Origin of the sequence: Vagococcus carniphilus, from assembly GCF_014397115.1 — a bacterium.
GTDB classification, from domain to species: domain Bacteria; phylum Bacillota; class Bacilli; order Lactobacillales; family Vagococcaceae; genus Vagococcus; species Vagococcus carniphilus.
On record NZ_CP060720.1, the window covers coordinates 52117 to 71919 of the forward strand.

Sequence of the window (19803 nt, forward strand, 5' to 3'; positions counted from 1 at the left end):
TTATTAGTTTCTTTAATAACTTCATCTAAATCGGCTAATACTTTTGTTTTTTGTTCATCTAAAGGTGTTCCTGCAATATATTTCCCCTCAATATACCTTTACCTGTATCTAATGCCGTTTTCAACTCATCAGCTGTATTGGCTTTATTGATTGCTCCTTCAGCTGCTTTTCCTGCTTCTTCAACTTCTTTTAATTGCTTATCTTTTTCAACTTGCGTTAAATTGTTATCGTCATTAATTTTTTTATTAGTACCTTGAATAACTTTATCTAAATCGGCTAATGCCTTTGTTTTTTGTTCATCTAAAGGTGTTCCTTTAACGTACTTACTTTCAATATCTTTTTTACCAGTCTCAAATGCTGCATTTAATTTATCAGCTGTATCTGCAGCTTCAATAGCTTTTTTAGCTGTATTCCCTGCTTCTTCAACTTCTTTTAGTTGTTTTCCTTTTTCAGCTTCTGTTAAATTTGTATCTCCATTTATTTTATCATTCGTCTCTTGAATCACTTTATCTAAATCAGCTAATTTAATTTCTTTATATGCTTCTTTATCAAATTCATAAACAAATTTAATTGATACTTCTTTAGTATCAGGATCTTGTAAAGCTCCCGTCATATTTCCTGGTTTTTTAAGTGTATAACCAGGTATATCAAGTAACGCTTTTTCATCATATTGATACGTTTGACCATTTAGTAAAGTATAGGTTTCATCTGGAATTTCTTTACCTGATGAGTCATTAACCTTTCGTCCCAAATTATCCCTAAAGGTTACAGTTGTTGTTATCTCACCTGGGAATGGAACTCCAATTGATGAAGCTGGATTTGCTGTAGTATAACCATTGGCTGTATGAAGTGTCTCTGTAATATTTTTTGTTAACCAATCATAAGCAATCTTTACAGTTCCTGGTGCTGTTTCTTTCTCACCAGTACTTAGTGTTCGATAGTAATATCTCTGACCTGATGCAAAAAGGGAGAATTCTTTCTCATTTACTGAATATTTTTCACCAGGTTTTAAAATAGTTGTTTTAACTTTTGTATAATCTTTACCACTTTTTTTCCATTCAATTATTTTCATGTTTTTTACTGCTTCATTCTGACGTTTTTCTCTTGGAACTGATATTGTATAGTATTCTGTTTCAGCAATATTTTTATAAACTCTATTTGTGTAATACTCTGAATCTTCATCAATTGGTGCAGTTTGTGGATTATTAAGATTGTCACTAATCGTCATATTTCTATCTACCAATTTTGCGTCCAACGGATTTAAACTAGCTGAATAATTTAAAATACTATGAATAGCTGTTTGATCATTCCCCATTAAATTAAGACCTTCTGCATTCGCAACAGTTACTTTTAAAGTTCCTGTTCCTAAAAAGAATAGCCCTGCTACCACCCAAAATTTACCTGACTTATACATTTTATAGCGTTTTTTTAATCCATTTTTATCGTTCAAAACAATTCCCCCTTGCTTGTATTAAAAATAATCTATTTATGAACTCATCATAAAAAAAACTGTTTTTTATTACAAGTTTTATGCATTAAGTTCTATTTAAAAAACATATAAAAATATTTAAACTACTTAAGCTAACTTTTAGTTAACTATATAAACGCTATTTTAATAATATTATCACCCATTAAAAACGATTTCACAAAAAATTAAATAACTATTTTTTAAACTTTTTAATAAAGAAACATTTATTTTATTTTTTTAAAATAACAACAGTTAAACAACATCTATCATTCTAATTATAAAAAAACATATCAAAATACGGTTTGTACACTATTTTAAAAGACAAAAAACAAAGCGATTAATTATCGCTTTGTTTTTTTATCTTCATTTTTTCGAAAAAAGCACTTAATTTAATAATTTATTTTTAAAACCGATTTTCATTTAACGTTATTTAAGTGGTCGTTTGTGAAAATCCTTATTATTTTAAATCACTTTTTTTGTATTTGTGTCTATATTCTTTTCCTACCCAATACAATCAATTTATTTTTTATTTTTCTGATATTCTTTCGAAACATCCATTATTTGTTGAAACGTTTCAACAATTGCTTCTTTATATTCTGTTTTTTCAATTGAATTTGCTATCTTTTCGCGAACTTCTTTTTCTCTATTATTATCTAGCACAGGTATATTATTCTCTTTTTTAATACGTACCACTTCATCCACACAGATATAGCGTTTTTCAAGTAGTTTTACAATTTCTTGATCAATTTGATTAATTTCATCTCTTATTTTCTCTAACATCTTTTTCTCCTTCTAATTTTGCTAAACGAACTCTTTAAAAAATGTTTCTGCTGATTCTTGAACAAATAAATGAGGTGCTTGTAAATAGATTGGCTCATTATTAATCACTAATATTTTGCTTTTTGGATTCCTGTAATCAATTAATCCACTAAATGGATATACTTTAAAAGTGGTTCCTACAATAACAACTAAATCAGCTTGTTCAAGCCACTGAACAGAAGATTGAATTCCCTCTTCAGATAAACCTTCCTCATATAAAACCACATTAGGTCTTACTCTTCCACCGCAATTTTCATGAATAGAAGAGATAAGATATTGACTTGAGGAAACCTTTTGCCCACAAGCCATACAGTAGCAATCATTAAGATTACCATGGAAATTCACGACTTTTTGGCTACCTGCTTTATCATGTAAACCATCTATATTTTGAGAAATAATACTAACATCATGAGCAGTTTCAAGCTTTTTCATTCCTTGATGAATAACATTAGGCATTGCTTCTTCATGATAAAGTTGTTTCACAAAATCATAAAACTTTTCAGGTTCTTCCATCAAACAAGTATGACTAAGCAAATACTCTGGATTTTCGATTCCCTTATAAACGCCAGTCATAGAACGATAATCTGGAATCCCTGAAGGCGTTGAAACGCCAGCTCCAGTCATAAAAACGATTCGCTGACTTTTTTTAATTAAATCAATTGCTTCCTGATTCATTTTTTTGGCCTCCTCTATATTTTTCTTACTTCTATTGTATCATGGATTATTCTTATCCTTTTTTAACATAAAAAAGAACAGAATGAAAGAAAAGTTGTCAATTTCTTTTTATTTTTCCATGACTTTTCCATTTGGGTGTGCTATAGTGAAACACAAGAAAGAAAAAGAACAGCTGAATAAAGAATCTAGAGGTTGCGAAACATCATGATTATCAAACGAGCATAAGGATGCGACGACGTTGATAGTGAGGGATTTTCGCCGAAATGTTAAATTAGGACCTTACCTGTTTAATGTTGGGGCTATAGTGAATAACTATAGCACTGTCTCAGTCAATCTGAGGTGCGCTACGATTTGATAAATACCTATGTGTTTTATTATTTATCAACTATCCATGAAGCAACCTTTAGATAAGGTTGCTTCTTTTTTGTATAAGAAAGGAACATGGATATGTTAAAAAAAGGAAATAAAGTACAAACAATTGTTTATTCGTTGGCATTACTTATGATAAGTCTCTTTTTTGCTGGAAATACAGCTCTAGCTGAAAAAGAAACCTTTACTGTTGGGATGGAAGCTGGTTACCCACCCTTCAACTGGACGCAGCAAGATGACAGTAACGGAGCTGTTCCTATTAAGGGCTCGAAAGAATTTGCTGGTGGTTACGATGTTGAAATTGCCAAAAAAATTGCTGATGGATTAGGAAAAGAATTAGTTATTTTTAAAACAGATTGGGATGGTTTACCACCTGCTGTAACATCAGGAAAAGCTGATGCTATTATTGCTGGGATGTCACCAACAGAAGAACGTAAAAGAACTTTGGATTTTTCTGATTACTACTACAGTTCACAATTAACAATGCTTGTTAAAAAAGATGGTTCTTTTAGTAAAGCTACTTCCCTAGCAGATTTTAAAGACGCTAAAATTACCGCACAATTAAACACGCTACACTACAATGTTATTGACCAAATACCAGATGTTGCTAAGCAAACTGCTATGAGTGATTTTTCAGCTATGCGTGTTGCTTTAGAATCTGGAAAAATTGATGGCTATGTCACAGAAGTGCCTGAAGGAATCACAGCTGAAAAATTAAATCCTAATTTTAAAATGATTCGTTTTGATAAAGAAAATGGCTTTCAAACATCAGAAGCTGATAATGCGATTGCGATTGGTATGAAAAAGAAATCACCAGACTTAGCTAAAGTAAATGAAACTCTAGCTGGCATTTCTCAAAAAGAGCGTGACGAGATTATGGATCACGCAATCAATCAACAACCTGATGTTAAAGAAGATCAACCTTGGTATATCTGGGTTAAAAATATCGCTAAAGATAATTGGAAAATGTTCTTACGCGGAGCTGGAACAACTCTTTTAATTGCTTTAGTCGGAACAGTTGTCGGAACAACGATTGGTTTAGGAATCGGGATTTACAGAACCATTCCAACACCTGAAAAAACAGGACTTCGTATGGCTTATAATCTGTTAAATGGTATTTTCTCAGTTTATATTGAGATCTTTAGAGGAACTCCGATGATCGTTCAATCAATGGTTATCTTCTACGGTTCATCTCAATTATATGGAATTGATATGAATCCTTTAACAGCTGCTTTAATCATTGTTTCAATCAACACAGGAGCTTACATGACTGAGATTGTGCGTGGTGGGATCTTCTCCGTTGATAAAGGGCAATTTGAAGCTGCTTCAGCTATCGGAATGACTCACTGGCAAACAATGACCAACGTTGTTATTCCTCAAGTTTTTAGAAATACTCTTCCAGCTATTGGTAATGAGTTTGTTATTAATATCAAAGATACATCTGTTTTAAATGTTATCGCGGTTTCTGAGTTGTTCTTTGCATCAAAAACTGCTGCAGGTGCTAACTTTAGATTCTTTGAAACATTCACTATTACATGTGTTATCTACTTTGTAATGACCTTTACAGTCACAAGAATTTTACGCTATCTAGAAAAAAGATTAGACGGCGATGGTAGTTACGCACCATATGCTAATCAAATGCAAACTGCAAAATTAGAAAGAAAGGATGAACGCTAATGGCTTCTTTCATTGAAATTAATCATTTACAAAAAAGTTACGGAGACAACAATGTGTTAAAAGATGTTCATGTTGGCATTGAAAAAGGAGAAATCGTTACTATTATTGGGCCTTCTGGTTCTGGTAAATCGACTCTTTTGCGCTGTATTAACTTACTTGAAAAGCCAACAGGCGGTGAAATCCTTTATAAAAATGAAAATATTTTAGCACCAGGTTATGATTTACCTCAATTCAGAACTCATGTTGGAATGGTTTTCCAGCAATTTAATTTATTTGAAAATCATGATATTTTAAGCAACTGTATGGTTGGCCAAATGAAGGTGTTAAACCGTTCAAAAGAAGAGGCTGAAAAAATTGCCATTGAAAACTTAGATAAAGTTGGCATGAAACAATTTGCTCATGCTAAACCGTCTCAATTATCAGGTGGACAAAAACAACGGGTAGCTATTGCTCGTGCCATTTCAATGGACCCTGAAGTTATGTTGTTTGACGAACCTACGTCAGCCCTTGACCCAGAGATGGTTGGTGAAGTGCTAAAAATTATGCGCGAATTGACAGAGACAGGACTAACGATGATTATCGTGACTCATGAAATGAAATTTGCTGAAGAAGTTTCAGACCGTGTCATTTTTATGGATAAAGGAGTCGTCGCAGAAGAAGGCGCTCCAGATAAAATCTTTAATCACCCAACAGAAGAGAGAACAAAAGAATTTTTACAACGAATCATTGAGAATTAAACAGGACAATCAATGAGAGAAAAGAACAAGCCAGTACATGAAAATGTATTAGCTTGTTCTTTTTATTGATTTATTTTTTATAGTCTTTTCTAATAATCGACATAATAATTTCGTCAGAATAAGTACCGTCATAAAAAAGTGCTTCTCTTAAAACACCTTCTCTAACAAAGCCACACTTTTCATAAGCTCGTATACCTCTTGGATTATGACTAAAGACTTCTAATTGTAATCGATTCAATTTTAACTCTTCAAATACGTACTGAATAGCTAATTTTGTTGCCTCTGAACCAAATCCTTTTCCGATAACCTTTTGATTATTTAACGCTATCCTAAATCCAGCTGATTTATTATCTTGATCAATAGATAGGATAGACAATTCACCAATCATCTCCTTTGTTTCATTTAAACAAATGGCATAGTCTTCCCTAGTTTCATCATTGATAATTGCTTTAATATGAGTTTCAATTTGCTCAATAGAATATTGGGCTTTCGTTCCAGTCATCAGCATTATTTCTTTATCGTCCATACTTTTTTTATAAATAGCCGCGTCAGACACTAATAGTGGTCTTAAATAAATATGTTCAGATTTCATTATAATACTCCTTTACTATTTTTATTTTAAAACATTTTTTATCATCTAGATTAGTCAGTCATTTTATTTTACAATATAGATAACTAATAAGCCACGGAGGTTCAATATGTTTAGTTACTATTTCTTTTTTATTCGAAAAATTATCTTATTTCTTCTAGCTATCAATTTCTTTTACCAAGGGATTAAATGGTATCAATCTAATAAAAAAATTACTTTTTCAGAATCAACAAAAAATCGATTTAAATGTACCTCTTGCCAAAAAGAGTATACTATTAATGGGGGTGAAGCAAAGAAAAAACTATCTGGTGCCATTAAAAAGAGTGTTCAAACACCCTTTCGTCAAACCACACAATATAAATTTTCTTGCCCAGAATGCCAACAGTACGTATTTCAAGAAAAAGAATTTGATATCAATCAAACGAAGCTTTTAGGAAATACTCGCGTTCAAATTGACACCTTTCAAATAAAACCTTTTAAAGAATTTGCTTTAAAAGGAATCTTACCAATGCTTATTGGTATGTTACTACTCGGATAATTTAGTTATATCATATAATTTTCATAAAAAGAAAAAAGGCTTATCAAAAAATCTTCACATTTAGAAGCTATTATATAAGCATACCAACAAAACAAACCCTAACAAACTTTTTCATTTTATTTACTCCTCCAAAGTAAATAAACAACTCCTTTTTTTAACCACTAGAGATGTCTAGTGGTTTTTTTATTGCCAAAAAAAGCAAGCAGATTTCTCTACTTGCTCAGTTTCTTCATCATAATTTAAAATACGTTAATTTCCCATTCATTGTGACAGTTAACTCACTTAATCGAATAGCCGCTGAGGAAACTTCTTCTGTTGACGCTGACATCTCTTCAGCTGAAGCCGCAATCTCTTCGGATGTTTCAGATAATTTTTCTGAAAGTAACTTAATCCCTAGAACATCTTGATTGACTACTTCAATATCTGAGCTGACCGTCGTCGCTAAATCTGTCGTGGTAACAATTTTTCTGTCCACATTCCCGACAGACGAAAGAATAATATCAAAAGTAGATAAGGTTGTTGAAATATGAGAACTTTGAGTTACAATTTCTTGTTCAACACTTTGAGTGGCACCTAACATTAGGTTATTTTCTTCTAAAATCGTTTGAAGAATCTCTTGGATATCTCCTGCTGAACGATTACTTTGTTCAGCTAGTTTTCGAATCTCTTCTGCTACCACAGAAAATCCTTTACCAGCTTCTCCAGCTCTCGCTGCTTCAATAGCCGCATTTAAGGCTAACAAGTTAGTTTGTTCAGAAATGTTATTAATTAATACTGCCATGTTATCAACTTTATGAATATACTCACCAACAATTGCTGCACGCTTAATTAATTCCTTCACTGATAAATCAAGTGCTTCAGAAGATAAAACAAGTTGCTTAATATCTTCTTGGCTTGCCATAGAGCGGTCATTAATTAATTGTGATTCATCTTTTAACTCGCCAATAACGGTAGTCATTCTGTTAACTTTTTTGCTAAAATCAACCACTGTTTTTTCTGTGTTAGCTAATTTTTGGTATTGCTCGCCAATATCTATGGCAATATCACTAGCAGATTGCGCTACCGTCTCAGAAGTTGCTGCTAACTCTTCAGAAAAAGCAGATAAGTTCTGAGAATCATCTCCTACTTTAGAAGCGGTTGTTTGGAAACTTGAAACAATATTATGTAACTCACTCTGAGCTACTTTAATAGAATCTCCTATTGCCCCTAATTCATCTTTACGAACGAAGACATCTCCTTCAAAACTATTATTTAAGTTTCCTTCAGAGAATTGATGAACTGTTTGGCTATAATGTTTAAGGACTTTAGTGATTCTTTTTGAGAATGACATAATTAATAGAGACACAATAATTATTCCTACTATACTGACCGTACAAAATAGAATCAATAACTGACGAGGTTTTTCCGCTAACAAGCGATTTTCAACACTAATACCTAACTTCCAGTCAGCGCCCTCAATACTATCAAAGTAAAAATCATACTCTTTACTATTTTTATTAAATTTTGCTGTTCCTTTGTTTTTCGTCAACATTTTAGATACTTGTTCAACATAAGAAGCATCTTTTTCATCACTAATTTTTGATACTAATAATTTCTCATTATTGACTCCACCTAGATAAGTACCATCTTTCGCAACTAAAACAGCTTTTCCTTTGTAATCAATTTTCATATCACTTACTAATTTTTGAATACTCGAAAGATCCACATCTACAGTAATAACCCCAAGAAGTTCACTCTCATTTTTGTACATTGGATAAGCAAAAGTTACCATTGATTTATTTGCCGTTTTATCCAAATAAGGAGCTGTCCAACCGCCTTCTTTTTTACTTTTTCCAAGTTGATACCATTCTGTTTCCCAATTTGTTGATTTTTCTTCCTGATAATTCCGATTGAATTGAACGCCATCCGATCCTTTAAAAACATACGGAGCTAGATTTTTGTGGGCCTGGTAATCAGCTGGTTCAAACCAAACTCCCATCGCAAAAGTTTCAGGTTGATGCGATACTTGTTTTGTTAATAAAGTTTGATACTCTTTTTCCGTCATTTTCTGACTGTTTTCTTCAATCATTTTTGCTGTTGATTTAGCAATAGATTCTTGAACTATTAGCATATTATTGATTGTAGTCGTGGAATCGCTAACAACTAAGTCCATACCCTTGTTAATTTCATGTTCGACCATAGATTTTGAGAAAAAGTAGCCGGTGCCCGATATAATAATAAGTAATAAGACAACGATTGGAATAACCGTACTAACAATTTCTGATGCTAATCGTTTAAATTGAAAATTCATTCGCAACATCCCTTCCTTTCAATATTTATATCGGTTATTTCCGTTACATATTTAGTTCGTTTTTAGAAAAATTAAATAACATTTATTTTGAAAATTTACATAAAAAAGAAACAAAATCAAGAAAAAATTTTGTTTCTTTCAGATTATAAATAGCAAGTTTAATTTACACGCCAAAACTCTTTACCGTAACTTTTATTTGGTAAATTCACCGGAACAGCCATATGCTCAGCAACTTCACCAACTTTTATTTGAAACATTGAGTTATGCTTGGAAGACCCAAAAGAATAATTAAGTGTTTTATCTGTCACATTGAAAATAACAGAATACACAGTTCCAAAGCTTTCTTTATAATTTAAAGAAGTAATTCCGTCAGGATATTCCTTCTGAATCATCTGATTAATTGATTCTTTTGAGTTTAATGTTGGATTACAAAAAAATTCTTTCATTTTATTTTCTCTAACTTTTGATTGATTCAGAGAGTATTTTTCCTGTTTTTTTATTTCTTCCAACACAGCATGATTTGTAAGAAAAGCATGATTATCATCAATAATTGAATATTCTTTAATCCCATTCAACGTTTCTAAAATAGCAATCTCATTATTACCATCAGCAACTAGCAAATTAACATTTGATGCAATCGGAATTTGTAGAAACAGATCTATCACTTCTTTTATTGTTCGACATTTTTCTAAAAATAATCTAACAACAACCATAAAATTAAAACCTGATACTTGAGGTTTCTGCATTCCTGGATAATTACCAACAGGCATCCCGCACGAAGCAAACATAACACATAAACCATGTTCATTCATCCCATCACTTCTACCAAAATAATGGGAAGAAAACCCTGTGTGATTATAAAAATTACGTGGAGAAGTTGAGCACAAACGCATTTCAGTGATCATCGGGTCCATGTCATAAGTTCTAAATAAATACATTTTTCCATCTACATTACTTTCTGGTTTCAATGCTCCTAAACTACAGCCCCCACCAAATAAATAACTATCTTGTACAAATCTTAATTGTTCTACTGGACGATGAAACTCTTTAGCGACTTCTATTAATTCTTCCAGTAATTCTGGATAATATGTTTCTATCTGTTTTATTGTTTCATTTATTTTTGCTACATAATACATTGCATCAGAGAATATAATTGATTCAGCTTCAGGAATATTACTAAATTCTTTCACCTCCTGTAAACCAATCTCTTTATAATTTCCACTTAAATTTGAAAATGTTCCTAAATCCATCTCTATCACACTCCTATAATCCTACTTTAATAGCTCCTGTAGGGGAGAGTCTAGTTATATTTTACAAAAATAGTTGTTACAAATTTACGTGGATCTTTTTCCTTTTTAGGTTTCACTTTATAAGTTTTTTGATTTAAATTATCTGGTACTAATCCATCTGTGTATTCTTCAAAAAACATTAATTCATCTTTTTCTGATAAATCCCTAGCTAATTTTTCATAAGCGTAAGGTAAATAAGAATACAATCCTATAAAATTCATCGACAGATAGCTTCCTTCAGGGATTCTAAATATCAATTCATTAGAAACTCCTTCAACACTATCCAATTCAAACATTAACTGAACTTCCTGTTTGCCAATCTTGCTCTTATCACTAAAATAACCAATCAAATTTCCTTTTACTTTTAATTGATACGTAAAAATCAGTGACATTAACTCTTCTACTAATGAATCAATTTCATTAATGTTTATCCTTTTTTTGATAAAAACAAATTCTCTTTCTTTATAATAATTTATTTTGGTTCCGCTACAGTAATAATCTTTTTCTGGCAAATATTGATTTAATTTTTTTATTGTTTTTAGTTGTTCAATTTTTAAATCTATTAACTCTCTTTCTTTCATCAAATCATTTTGCTTTTCTATTAAGTTCATCTCTATTAGGTGTGGATTATCTATTAATTCCTTAATTTTTTTTAATGAGAAGCCTAAATCTTTTAAGTAATTAATTTTTTCTAGTTCTGAAAATTTTATATAGTCATAATATCTAAAGCCTGTTTTAGGATCGATAAATGTTGGCGTAAGTAAATCAATTTCATCATAATACCTCAATGTTTTGATTGTTGTCTTTGTAAATTTTGAAAGTTCTCCTATTGTGTACATGTTAAGCACCTCTTTTCACTATTATATCATCTCCAAATCAATAGATTTATTCTCTTTTCCATTGTGGATAATTAATAGTTGTCCACAAAAAGTTCTGCACATTTATCCACCTTGGTACAAGTGCTTTCCACAAGGTTATACACATTGTCCACAGACTTATCCACATTTTTTCTTTATTTTACCCACATTTCTACTTTTACAAAAAATTTATCCACTTCTTTTTATCTATTTTTTTTACTACCTTTCTTGTATTTTTTTCTTTTTTCAAAAATAATTTTCTCTCTAATAACACTCTAAAAACCTTTATCTGGCAACACATTAGCAAAATACTACTCAAAAACAAACCTCTGTTCTTGTTGACTTTTCCATTGTTAATTGCATCTCTTTTCAAGAGTTATCCACACTTGTCCACAGTTTTTGTTGATAACTCCTTATTTAGGTTGATTTTCCTTGATTTAATCATTTTCTTAATTGATTTTTCTTTTTTTTAGAATAATTTAGTCACACTTTTATCACATTTTCAGACTAATATATAAGCATACCAACAAAACAAACAACCCTAACAAACTTTTTCATTTATTTACTCCTCCAAAGTAAATAAACAACTCCTTTTTACCACTAGCCTGAGCTAGTGGTTTTTTTGTATGCAAAAAGGTTAGCCTAAAGTCTTCTACTTTAAGCTAACCTTTTTTTCTTATCTAACCGATATCTTAATCAACCTATTCAGCTAATTCTTTTCGTTTAAATGATTTTCTTAATGCTACTAGTGTTAATAATAATAATCCAAGTCCCATTAAATTGGTATTTTGGCTTTCTCCTGTTCGAGGAAGTCTTCCCTTACTTGTCTTAGTATTCGTCACACCATAAGATGTAGATGGTGTTTTGCCACCTGTTTTTGGTAATCTAGAAGAATGATTTGAACTTGTTCTAAGTGTATTAGTAATTGAGAAACCTGTTTCAGCATCTCCTTTGATTGTTCCTTCATATCCTAAAATAGAAACTTCCTTAATTGTATACTTAATTGGTTTTCCATTTTTATAGATATCTAAATCAGAGAAGGCTCCTTGCCAATTTGTTTCTTCTGTTAAAATCAATTCTTTATCTGTCTTCTTACCATCTGCAAATAACTCAACAATGATTTCATTTGGTCTTAATTTATTTTGATCATTGCTATCTTGCCATGTTTTAACAACATCAATAGCTGTTTTACCTGGTGTATAATGATTAGTCACATCAAAACCATTCACTGTTGCAGAATAATTTTTTACTCGTTGTTCTTGTACGTTATAACGGATTTTTTCACCTTTTTCAAACTTAGGTAAGTCACGTACTTGATATTTCCAATTAGAGGCTTTATCAACAATTATCTCATCAACTTTTTTACCATTAGCTAATAAGTTTAATGTAATCTCGGTTGGACGCTTGCCATCTTGATTATCTTTATCTTTCCACGTTTTACTACCTTTAATCTGTGTTGTTTCTGGTATGTGAGTGTTAGCTACTGTATATCCTTTTTCTGTTGAACCTGTTAGAACACTCTCATATCCTGATACAGCTTCTTCTTCTACAGTATACTCAATCCGTTTACCTTTTTCATATTCAGCTAAATCAGTAAAGAAATCTTGCCAATTATTTTTAGCACTTAACTCTATTTTTTGAGTTGTTTCTTGTCCATTGGCTAATAGTTTAATGGTTACTTTTTCAGGTCTGATACCATCTTGATTATCTTGATCATGCCAAATTTTTGTTACTGGTATACTTATTTTTCCAGGTGTATAACTGTTAGTCACATCAAATCCTGTGTAACCAGCTTGATAATCAGATACCTGATCTTCTGTTACGGTGTAATTAACAGGTTGTCCTTTTTCAAAAGCTGGTAAATCAGTAAATTCATAAGCCCAATTTTGCTCTTTGGAAATTGTTTTTGCTGCTTTTTCTTCTCCATTTCCATATAAGCGAATTGTCACTTTATCTGGACGTTTACCATCTTGATTATCTTTATCTTCCCAGTTTTTAACTCCTTTAACAGAAGTCACTGCTGGTTGATGGTTGTTAACAATTGTGAAGTTACCTTTAGTTGTCTCAACCACTGTAGCTTGATATCCTTCTTTTGTGTTAACTTCTTGAACAGTGTAATGAATTAGTTTACCTTTTTGATACTCATCCAAGTCATCAAAACTTCCTTGCCAGTTTGTTTCCTCATTCAGTTTCACTTTTTTATCTGTTACTTTTCCATCAGCAACTAAAGCTACTTCTACAGAAGTTGGCCTAATACCATCTTGGTTATGTGCATCCTCCCAGACTTTTTTCACTGGAATATTTACTTTACCTGGTGTATACGTGTTGACCAAATCAAAACCTTTAATTTTTGTTTGGTAACCAGGGACTTTTTCTTCTGTTACCGTATAGTCAATAGGTTTGCCTTCTTTAAATTTAGGTAACTCTTTAAATTGATAAGTCCAATTTGTATCGGCTGTTACTTTTGTTTCCTTAACAAATTTTCCATCAGCGTAAAGTTTAACTGTAATTGAAGTTGGACGCTTACCATCTTGGTTGTCTTTATCTTCCCAGTTTTTAGTTCCTGATACTTGCGTTGTTTCTGGTTCATGACTATTCGTCAAAATATAACTATCTTTTGAAGAGCCGCTAACACTACTTTCATACGCTGGAACTGTCTCTTCTTTAATTGTATAATCAATTAATTTTCCATCTTCGTACTCATCTAAATTAGCGAAACTTCCTTGCCAGTTTGTTCCTTGGCTTAATACTAATTTTTCTTTTGTTTCCTTCCCATTCGCAAGTAAACGAACTGTCACGAAACTTGGACGTTTACCATCTTGATTATTGTTATCTTCCCAAACTTTAATGACTGGAACACTTACTTTATCTGGTGTATGAGTATTTAGAATATTATTTCCTTGATACGTTGCCTGATACTCAGGGACTTGATGTTCCACAACTGTATAGTTGATTGCTTCACCTTTATCGTATTTTGGTAATTGATCAAAAGTGTAACTCCATTTAGTTTTCTCTGATACCTTTTCTTCTTTTACATACTTACCATCAGCGTAAAGTTTAACTGTAATTGAAGCTGGGCGTTTGCCATCTTGGTTGTCTTTATCTTCCCAGTTTTTAGTTCCTGATACTTTCGTTGTTTCTGGTGTATGAACATTTGTTACAACAAAAGATGTTTTTCTATCTCCTGTCACTAAACTTTCATAACCTAAAACAGCTTTTTCTTTCACTTGATAATCGATTAACTGTCCATTTTGATATTCATCTAAGTTATCAAAACTTCCTTGCCAATGATTAGTTTCGTTTAATACAAGAGATTTCCCTGTATCCTTCCCATCTTTCCACAACTGAACTGATACAAAACCTGGGCGTTTGCCATCTTGGTTATTCTTATCTTCCCATACCTTTACAACAGGAACACTTACTTTGCCTGGTGTGTGAGTGTTGATAGTATCATACCCATCTTGACTTGCTTGATAGTCTGAAATTTGTTCTTCTGAAATGGTGTAACTGATTGGTTTTCCCTGCTCAAATTTAGGTAAATTTTCAAATGAATATTTCCAGTCATCACTTTTTGAAACTTCTTTTGATTGAATGGTTTTACCATTTGCTCTTAAGTTAACTTTTATCGATGACGCACGTTTACCGTCTTGATTATCGTTATCTTTCCAAATTTTTCTTCCCTCAACCGATGTTGTTTCCGGTACGTATGTATTAGTAATCTCAAAATTACCTTTAGAAACTTCTTCTGTAGAAGAGGCGTAGCCTTTAGGTAGTTCTGTTACTTCTTTTACAGTATATGAAATAACTTTCCCATTCTTTTTAAGGGGTAAATTATTCCATTGTTTCTTCCAATCATTTGACTTAGATAAAACTTCTTCTTCGCCAACTTTTTCGTTATCTCCGTAAAGTTGAACATGAATACTATTTAATCGAATACCATCTTGATCATTCTTATCTTCCCAATTTTTCACAGCTGTTACATTTGTTTTTTCAGGTGTATAGCGGTTTGTTATATCAAAACCATTAATTTCAACACTATACCCAGGTACTGCTGTCTCTGTTACAGTATATTTAATTTCTTCCCCTTGGTCGTACTTAGCCAATTTTTGGAAAGTGTATTCCCAATTTTGATCAGCTGATGTTTCTTTTGAATCAATTTTTTTACCATCAGCCCAAAGGTTAACTTCTATTTTTTCTGGACGTTTATGGTCTCTGTTTTGATCGTCTTCCCAAATTTTCTTACCCTTAACTTGGGTTGTCTTAGGTGTGTATTTATTAACAATTTCATAACCACCATTCTTAGAAACAATCTCTGGTTTTTCATAAGCTGGTACAAGAGATTCTTTGATTGAATAATTAATTAATTCTTTTTTCTCATTGTGTTTTCTCAAACCTTTAAAACTGTCTTGCCATTGATTCGCTTCTAATAAGGTTAATGTTTTATCTGTTTCCTTACCATTTTCTAGTAATGTCACGTTGATAAAATCAGGACGTTTACCATCTCTGTTTTGATCATCTTCCCAGATTTTTTTTACTGGAATATCTAAATACTCTATTTTTTCATTTTCAATATTTGGAATACTTGATTTGAGTTCGATAACACCAGAGTCACTAATAACTTCAAAAGGAACATCTTGTTGTTTCACTTCGTAACCATCTGGTGGCGTTAACTCTCTAATGTTGTAATTACCAACTGGTAGACCTGTGACTTTAACAACTCCAGTATTATCAGAAGTTAACTGTTGTTTCACTTCTTTTGACATTTGTATTTCACTATCTACCCACTTAACCGCATAACGACTATCTAAACCATTGTAAAAACGATTATCTTGATTCATAATCGCAAAAGTTGCTCCTGCAATTCCTTTTTTCGTTTGACTATCTATTTTTTTGAAAGCAATTCGTGGAATATCATTTTTTACAACTAGTTTTTCAAAACTCTTTGTAGCCGTATCTTTTTCAAATTGAACCACTTTTCCTTGTTGCAATTCTTTGCTAACAGTAAATCCTTCTGGTGCTTGTGTTTCGAAAAGCAGATAATTAGATTTCGCTCTCAAATTACCAAATCTAAGTTCACCTTTTTCATTTGTTTCTCCTGAACGAACTAGACGTTTTTTCTGACCATTCGATTCTGACCATAATTCAAATTTAGCTCCTGCTAAAGGTTTTTCATCTTTTGAATTTTTATCAACTTTAACAATTGTTACTGATGCACTAGATCCTTCAGCCGTTCCACCTGTTACAACAACTTCTTTTTCAGAACTAATTTCTTCTGAAATAACTTGTTCGTTTTCACCTTTTATAGCTAACTTATTTGATACCGTATCATTTTTTAAACTTGAATTAATTGCTGAGCGATACTCTAAATAGTAGGCTGTATCAATTTCTTTTAAGAACTTAATCGTTAAAACTTGCTGTCCTGTTTCATTGTTACTCTTTAAATCAACAGAATAATCTTTGCCCTGTTCTAACTCTTCTTTTGAATTTTTAGTAATTTTTCCTTCAATAGATACATGGGTCCCAAAAATCTTAATCGATTGTTCATCAATGATTTGATTAGGAGACGGTGTATCAATGATTGTTACGTCCTTCAAAGTTGATTGAGATGGATTGATTTTTACATCCCAATTAACAAACTCTCCTTTTTGATCCCCTGATTTAGTCGCAAAAACACCACCATTTTTCGCTTCAGTTGAAGCGTCTACCTCTACTTCATGGTCTTTATTTTTATAGGTTGCTTTATTATAGTAGCGTCCTTTTCCAATTATAGTTTCATCTAAAGTCGTATCAAATTTTAAGACATAAACTTTGTTGGTTTTTTCTGGTAGATTAACAGTTATTTTTTCATCTTCTATTTTAGCAACATTAGGAACTTCCTTAATTAATCCGGCTAAATTACCGTTTTCATACAGGTGCCCTTCATAAACTTTAACACTTTCTGGTACTAATTTTTGATTATCACCAATAATAGGATCAACAATTGTGGCATTTTCTAAAGTATCTTGGTTATAGTTAACAATTACTGACCAGTTCATTTTTTTAGTTTTTGCATTGTAGCTGACTTCTTTTTTAGCGTCATCTACGAATTCTTTATCGACTTTAACGTCCTTATTAGCATCATTATGGTACGTTTTACCATCTTTATCTTTCCAACTAGTTTCTACTTTGTTGTTGAATTTTTCATCACGTCTCTTAAAATCTGTTTCATAATAAATTTCATAGGTCTTATCTGTTTTTTCAGCACGTGCTCCTAAAAATACTACCTCAAATGAATGCTCTGTATTGGTTAATTTGTAATCTACGCCTTCTTTTAATGGTTCTTGATTGCCAGCTTCTCTTAGCTTAAAGCTATCTCGATTAAAAGTTAAATTATCGGTCATCGTATCTGTTAAAGACCAATTACGTAATTCATACCTATATTTATTAACCGTAATATCCCATTTCATCTTACGATTACGATAATCTATTCTGACGTCTTTTGTTACACCATTTCGATTAATTTGACCCTCTTTGACATCTTTGATATTTGTATCTGTTTCAACGGTGTTTTTAAAATTAATTTTTTCATTTGATAAATTATCATCTATGACAATATTAGCTTTTGTTAAATAATTAATCGTTACTGCTTTATCTAAACCATTTGGAAACGTGATAGTCATTTGTTTGGTTTTATCATTAAATGTCACCACATAATCCTCTTTAGCTAATTTGTTATTATTTAAGTCCCTAATTTCTACTGAATCTTTATCGTAATCTAAGACATCGCTTGCTAAAGTATCTGTTATATAGCTTCCTTTTTTAAGTGTTTTCTCACCAGAGTTATAATCAATGGTCCAACTATAAATATGTCCATTTCCTGAAGATACTTCTCTACCACCAGACTTAGCAATTAACTGTTTGTAATATTGATTTGCACTGGCTTTTGCCTTATAGTCCTCTTTGTTGTTATTTAATGTTGCCGTGTTTTCGAACGTTACATAGCCACCTTCATAAGGAATTTTACTGTCCAAAATTTTAGTGTCATAGACTAATTCAAAAGATTCTCTTGTTTTAGCATATTTACCAATAAAGGTAACTACACTTCCATCCAGAATATAATCTGTTCCTTCTACTAAAGGCGTCTCACTAATAGAAGCAATACTTCCATCTAAATTAAGTGTTTGAGAGTAAATTTTTAAACTCTCTAGTTCTGTTCCATCTGGTAGGGGATCAGAGACAGTTGCATTTTGTAGTAAATCTAAGGTTTTATTAATAGATACTCGCCAAGTAATTTTTTTGTTATCTGTAAGCCCATCAAATGTCTTTTCAATAGCTTTTACATTTTTAGGACGAACATTAACAATGATTGATTCAACTTCGTCATTAACAGGTGTTGATATCTTATGTTCTCCTGCAAGTATTTCTTTACTTAAACTTTTAGCATACTCTGTTGTTCCAAAGATATCATGTTCTTTTTCCACTAACTCATTAAATTCCCAACGAATTCTTCCATCTGCTGTTATTTCATAAGTTCCATAAACTTTATCATCTTTACCATTCAAATCGTATTTCCCAGGTTCAATTATCATTTTTCCTGGTAGTTTCGTTTCGTAATAATCGCCAGCTTGAAGCAACTCTTCACTTAATAATCTTTCAGGTATTTCCCAATCATATTCAAGTCTGATCGTTGCATCTATCGGAATAGATTCTTTTTCATGGTCAAGCAAATTACCTTTTTTGTCATAAACCTCAATTGATGCTCCCGTAAAGAACTTTTCTGGAGAAATCATTTTATCCTTGATGTTAATTGGTTCTCTTTCTTCAGATTCTTTTTTAGTAGCTTGTTTTTTTAATGCTTTTGGTTGACTCTCTTCATTATTCTTTGTCACTTCTTTTTCTGAAGATACTGTACTTTCTTCTATCTTTTCTTTACTATCAGAAGACTGATTTAATTCTTCTGTCGATTGACTAGTTGCCAAGATATCATCTAATTGCGATGACTCACTTGTCTCCTTTACTTCACTAATTACCGTTTCACTAGCCATCGTTCCGACAACTGCTTGAACAGGTTGGATTACTGTAGAAAATAAAATAGTTCCTACCGCAAAAAGTGAATACCATTTTTTAAATTGTTTCATTCTAACTCATCCTTTTCTTTTATTTTAAAAATTTGACTAAGCTAAATGGAGTAGCAAAGCCCTTCCCTTTTCAACTACAACAAAAAAAGCCCGTATTAGAGCTTTTTACATGCCTACTTAGTATAGTCAATTCACTTTTCAAAATTTTATCTCTTTTTATATAGGTGTCTGTAATTTTTAGAAATATTGGTTTTGTTTTTTTATTTATCCCTCCTTTTAATTTTCAAGTAGACTAATCAAAAAAATTTTTTTGATTAACTTACATTGTTTTTAAAATAACAAAGAGACATAATAGTAATTTTTAAACTTTAATGAATTGTCAAATTGCTTTCATTTATTTTTCCTAAATTTCACAAAATAAATTATAATAAACGTTAT

At 31.7% G+C, this 19803-nt stretch carries 11 protein-coding genes and 1 riboswitch; of the genes, 3 read left to right on the forward strand and 8 right to left on the reverse strand.

All coding sequences use genetic code 11. The features are described from left to right. Window positions 1-58: 58 nt before the first annotated feature. The 3 genes from H9L18_RS00300 to H9L18_RS00310 all read right to left on the reverse strand — a co-directional run bounded on the left by H9L18_RS00300 (window position 59) and on the right by H9L18_RS00310 (window position 2962). Window positions 59-1450 (reverse strand): DUF1542 domain-containing protein, encoded by a 1392-nt coding sequence (locus H9L18_RS00300; RefSeq protein ID WP_126795406.1) that lies wholly within the window; start codon window positions 1448-1450, stop codon window positions 59-61. A 537-nt stretch (window positions 1451-1987) separates the two neighbouring features. Further along, window positions 1988-2248 carry a chorismate mutase gene (locus H9L18_RS00305; protein ID WP_126795408.1) on the reverse strand — a complete coding sequence of 87 codons (261 nt, stop codon included), beginning with the start codon at window positions 2246-2248 and terminating at the stop codon, window positions 1988-1990. Window positions 2249-2269: 21 nt separating this feature from the next. After that, on the reverse strand, window positions 2270-2962 hold the full coding sequence (locus H9L18_RS00310) for an NAD-dependent protein deacylase (RefSeq protein WP_126795410.1): 693 nt from the start codon (window positions 2960-2962) through the stop codon (window positions 2270-2272). Between the two features lie 178 nt (window positions 2963-3140). Next, window positions 3141-3317: riboswitch (Lysine riboswitch) on the forward strand. 92 nt (window positions 3318-3409) lie between these two features. Between H9L18_RS00310 and H9L18_RS00315 the strand changes: the two genes are divergently transcribed. Continuing rightward, window positions 3410-5008 carry an ABC transporter permease subunit gene (locus H9L18_RS00315; protein WP_126795411.1) on the forward strand — a complete coding sequence of 533 codons (1599 nt, stop codon included), beginning with the start codon at window positions 3410-3412 and terminating at the stop codon, window positions 5006-5008. Further along, window positions 5008-5745, forward strand: coding sequence for an amino acid ABC transporter ATP-binding protein (locus H9L18_RS00320; RefSeq protein ID WP_126795414.1), 738 nt, complete (start codon window positions 5008-5010; stop codon window positions 5743-5745). The genes H9L18_RS00315 and H9L18_RS00320 overlap by 1 nt, the downstream gene beginning before the upstream one ends. 70 nt (window positions 5746-5815) lie before the next feature. Here the strand turns inward: H9L18_RS00320 and H9L18_RS00325 are convergent, their stop codons facing one another. Further along, window positions 5816-6337, reverse strand: coding sequence for a GNAT family N-acetyltransferase (locus H9L18_RS00325; RefSeq protein WP_221884902.1), 522 nt, complete (start codon window positions 6335-6337; stop codon window positions 5816-5818). A 106-nt stretch (window positions 6338-6443) separates the two neighbouring features. On the opposite strand from H9L18_RS00325, the gene H9L18_RS00330 reads away from it, so the two are divergent. Next, window positions 6444-6872, forward strand: coding sequence for a hypothetical protein (locus tag H9L18_RS00330; RefSeq protein ID WP_126795418.1), 429 nt, complete (start codon window positions 6444-6446; stop codon window positions 6870-6872). 232 nt (window positions 6873-7104) lie between these two features. On the opposite strand, the gene H9L18_RS00335 is transcribed toward H9L18_RS00330, so the two are convergent. The 4 genes from H9L18_RS00335 to H9L18_RS00350 form a co-directional block, all read right to left on the reverse strand. Further along, the gene (locus H9L18_RS00335; protein ID WP_185847516.1) at window positions 7105-9162 is read right to left on the reverse strand and encodes a methyl-accepting chemotaxis protein; all 2058 of its coding nucleotides are present in this window, start codon (window positions 9160-9162) and stop codon (window positions 7105-7107) included. Window positions 9163-9320: 158 nt separating this feature from the next. Further along, on the reverse strand, window positions 9321-10412 hold the full coding sequence (locus H9L18_RS00340; protein ID WP_126795422.1) for a C45 family autoproteolytic acyltransferase/hydrolase: 1092 nt from the start codon (window positions 10410-10412) through the stop codon (window positions 9321-9323). Window positions 10413-10462: 50 nt separating this feature from the next. Continuing rightward, complete coding sequence (locus tag H9L18_RS00345) at window positions 10463-11290, reverse strand: MerR family transcriptional regulator (RefSeq protein ID WP_126795423.1); 828 nt, start codon at window positions 11288-11290, stop codon at window positions 10463-10465. Between the two features lie 719 nt (window positions 11291-12009). Continuing rightward, window positions 12010-19425, reverse strand: coding sequence for a Cna B-type domain-containing protein (locus H9L18_RS00350; RefSeq protein ID WP_126795425.1), 7416 nt, complete (start codon window positions 19423-19425; stop codon window positions 12010-12012). Window positions 19426-19803 lie beyond the last annotated feature (378 nt).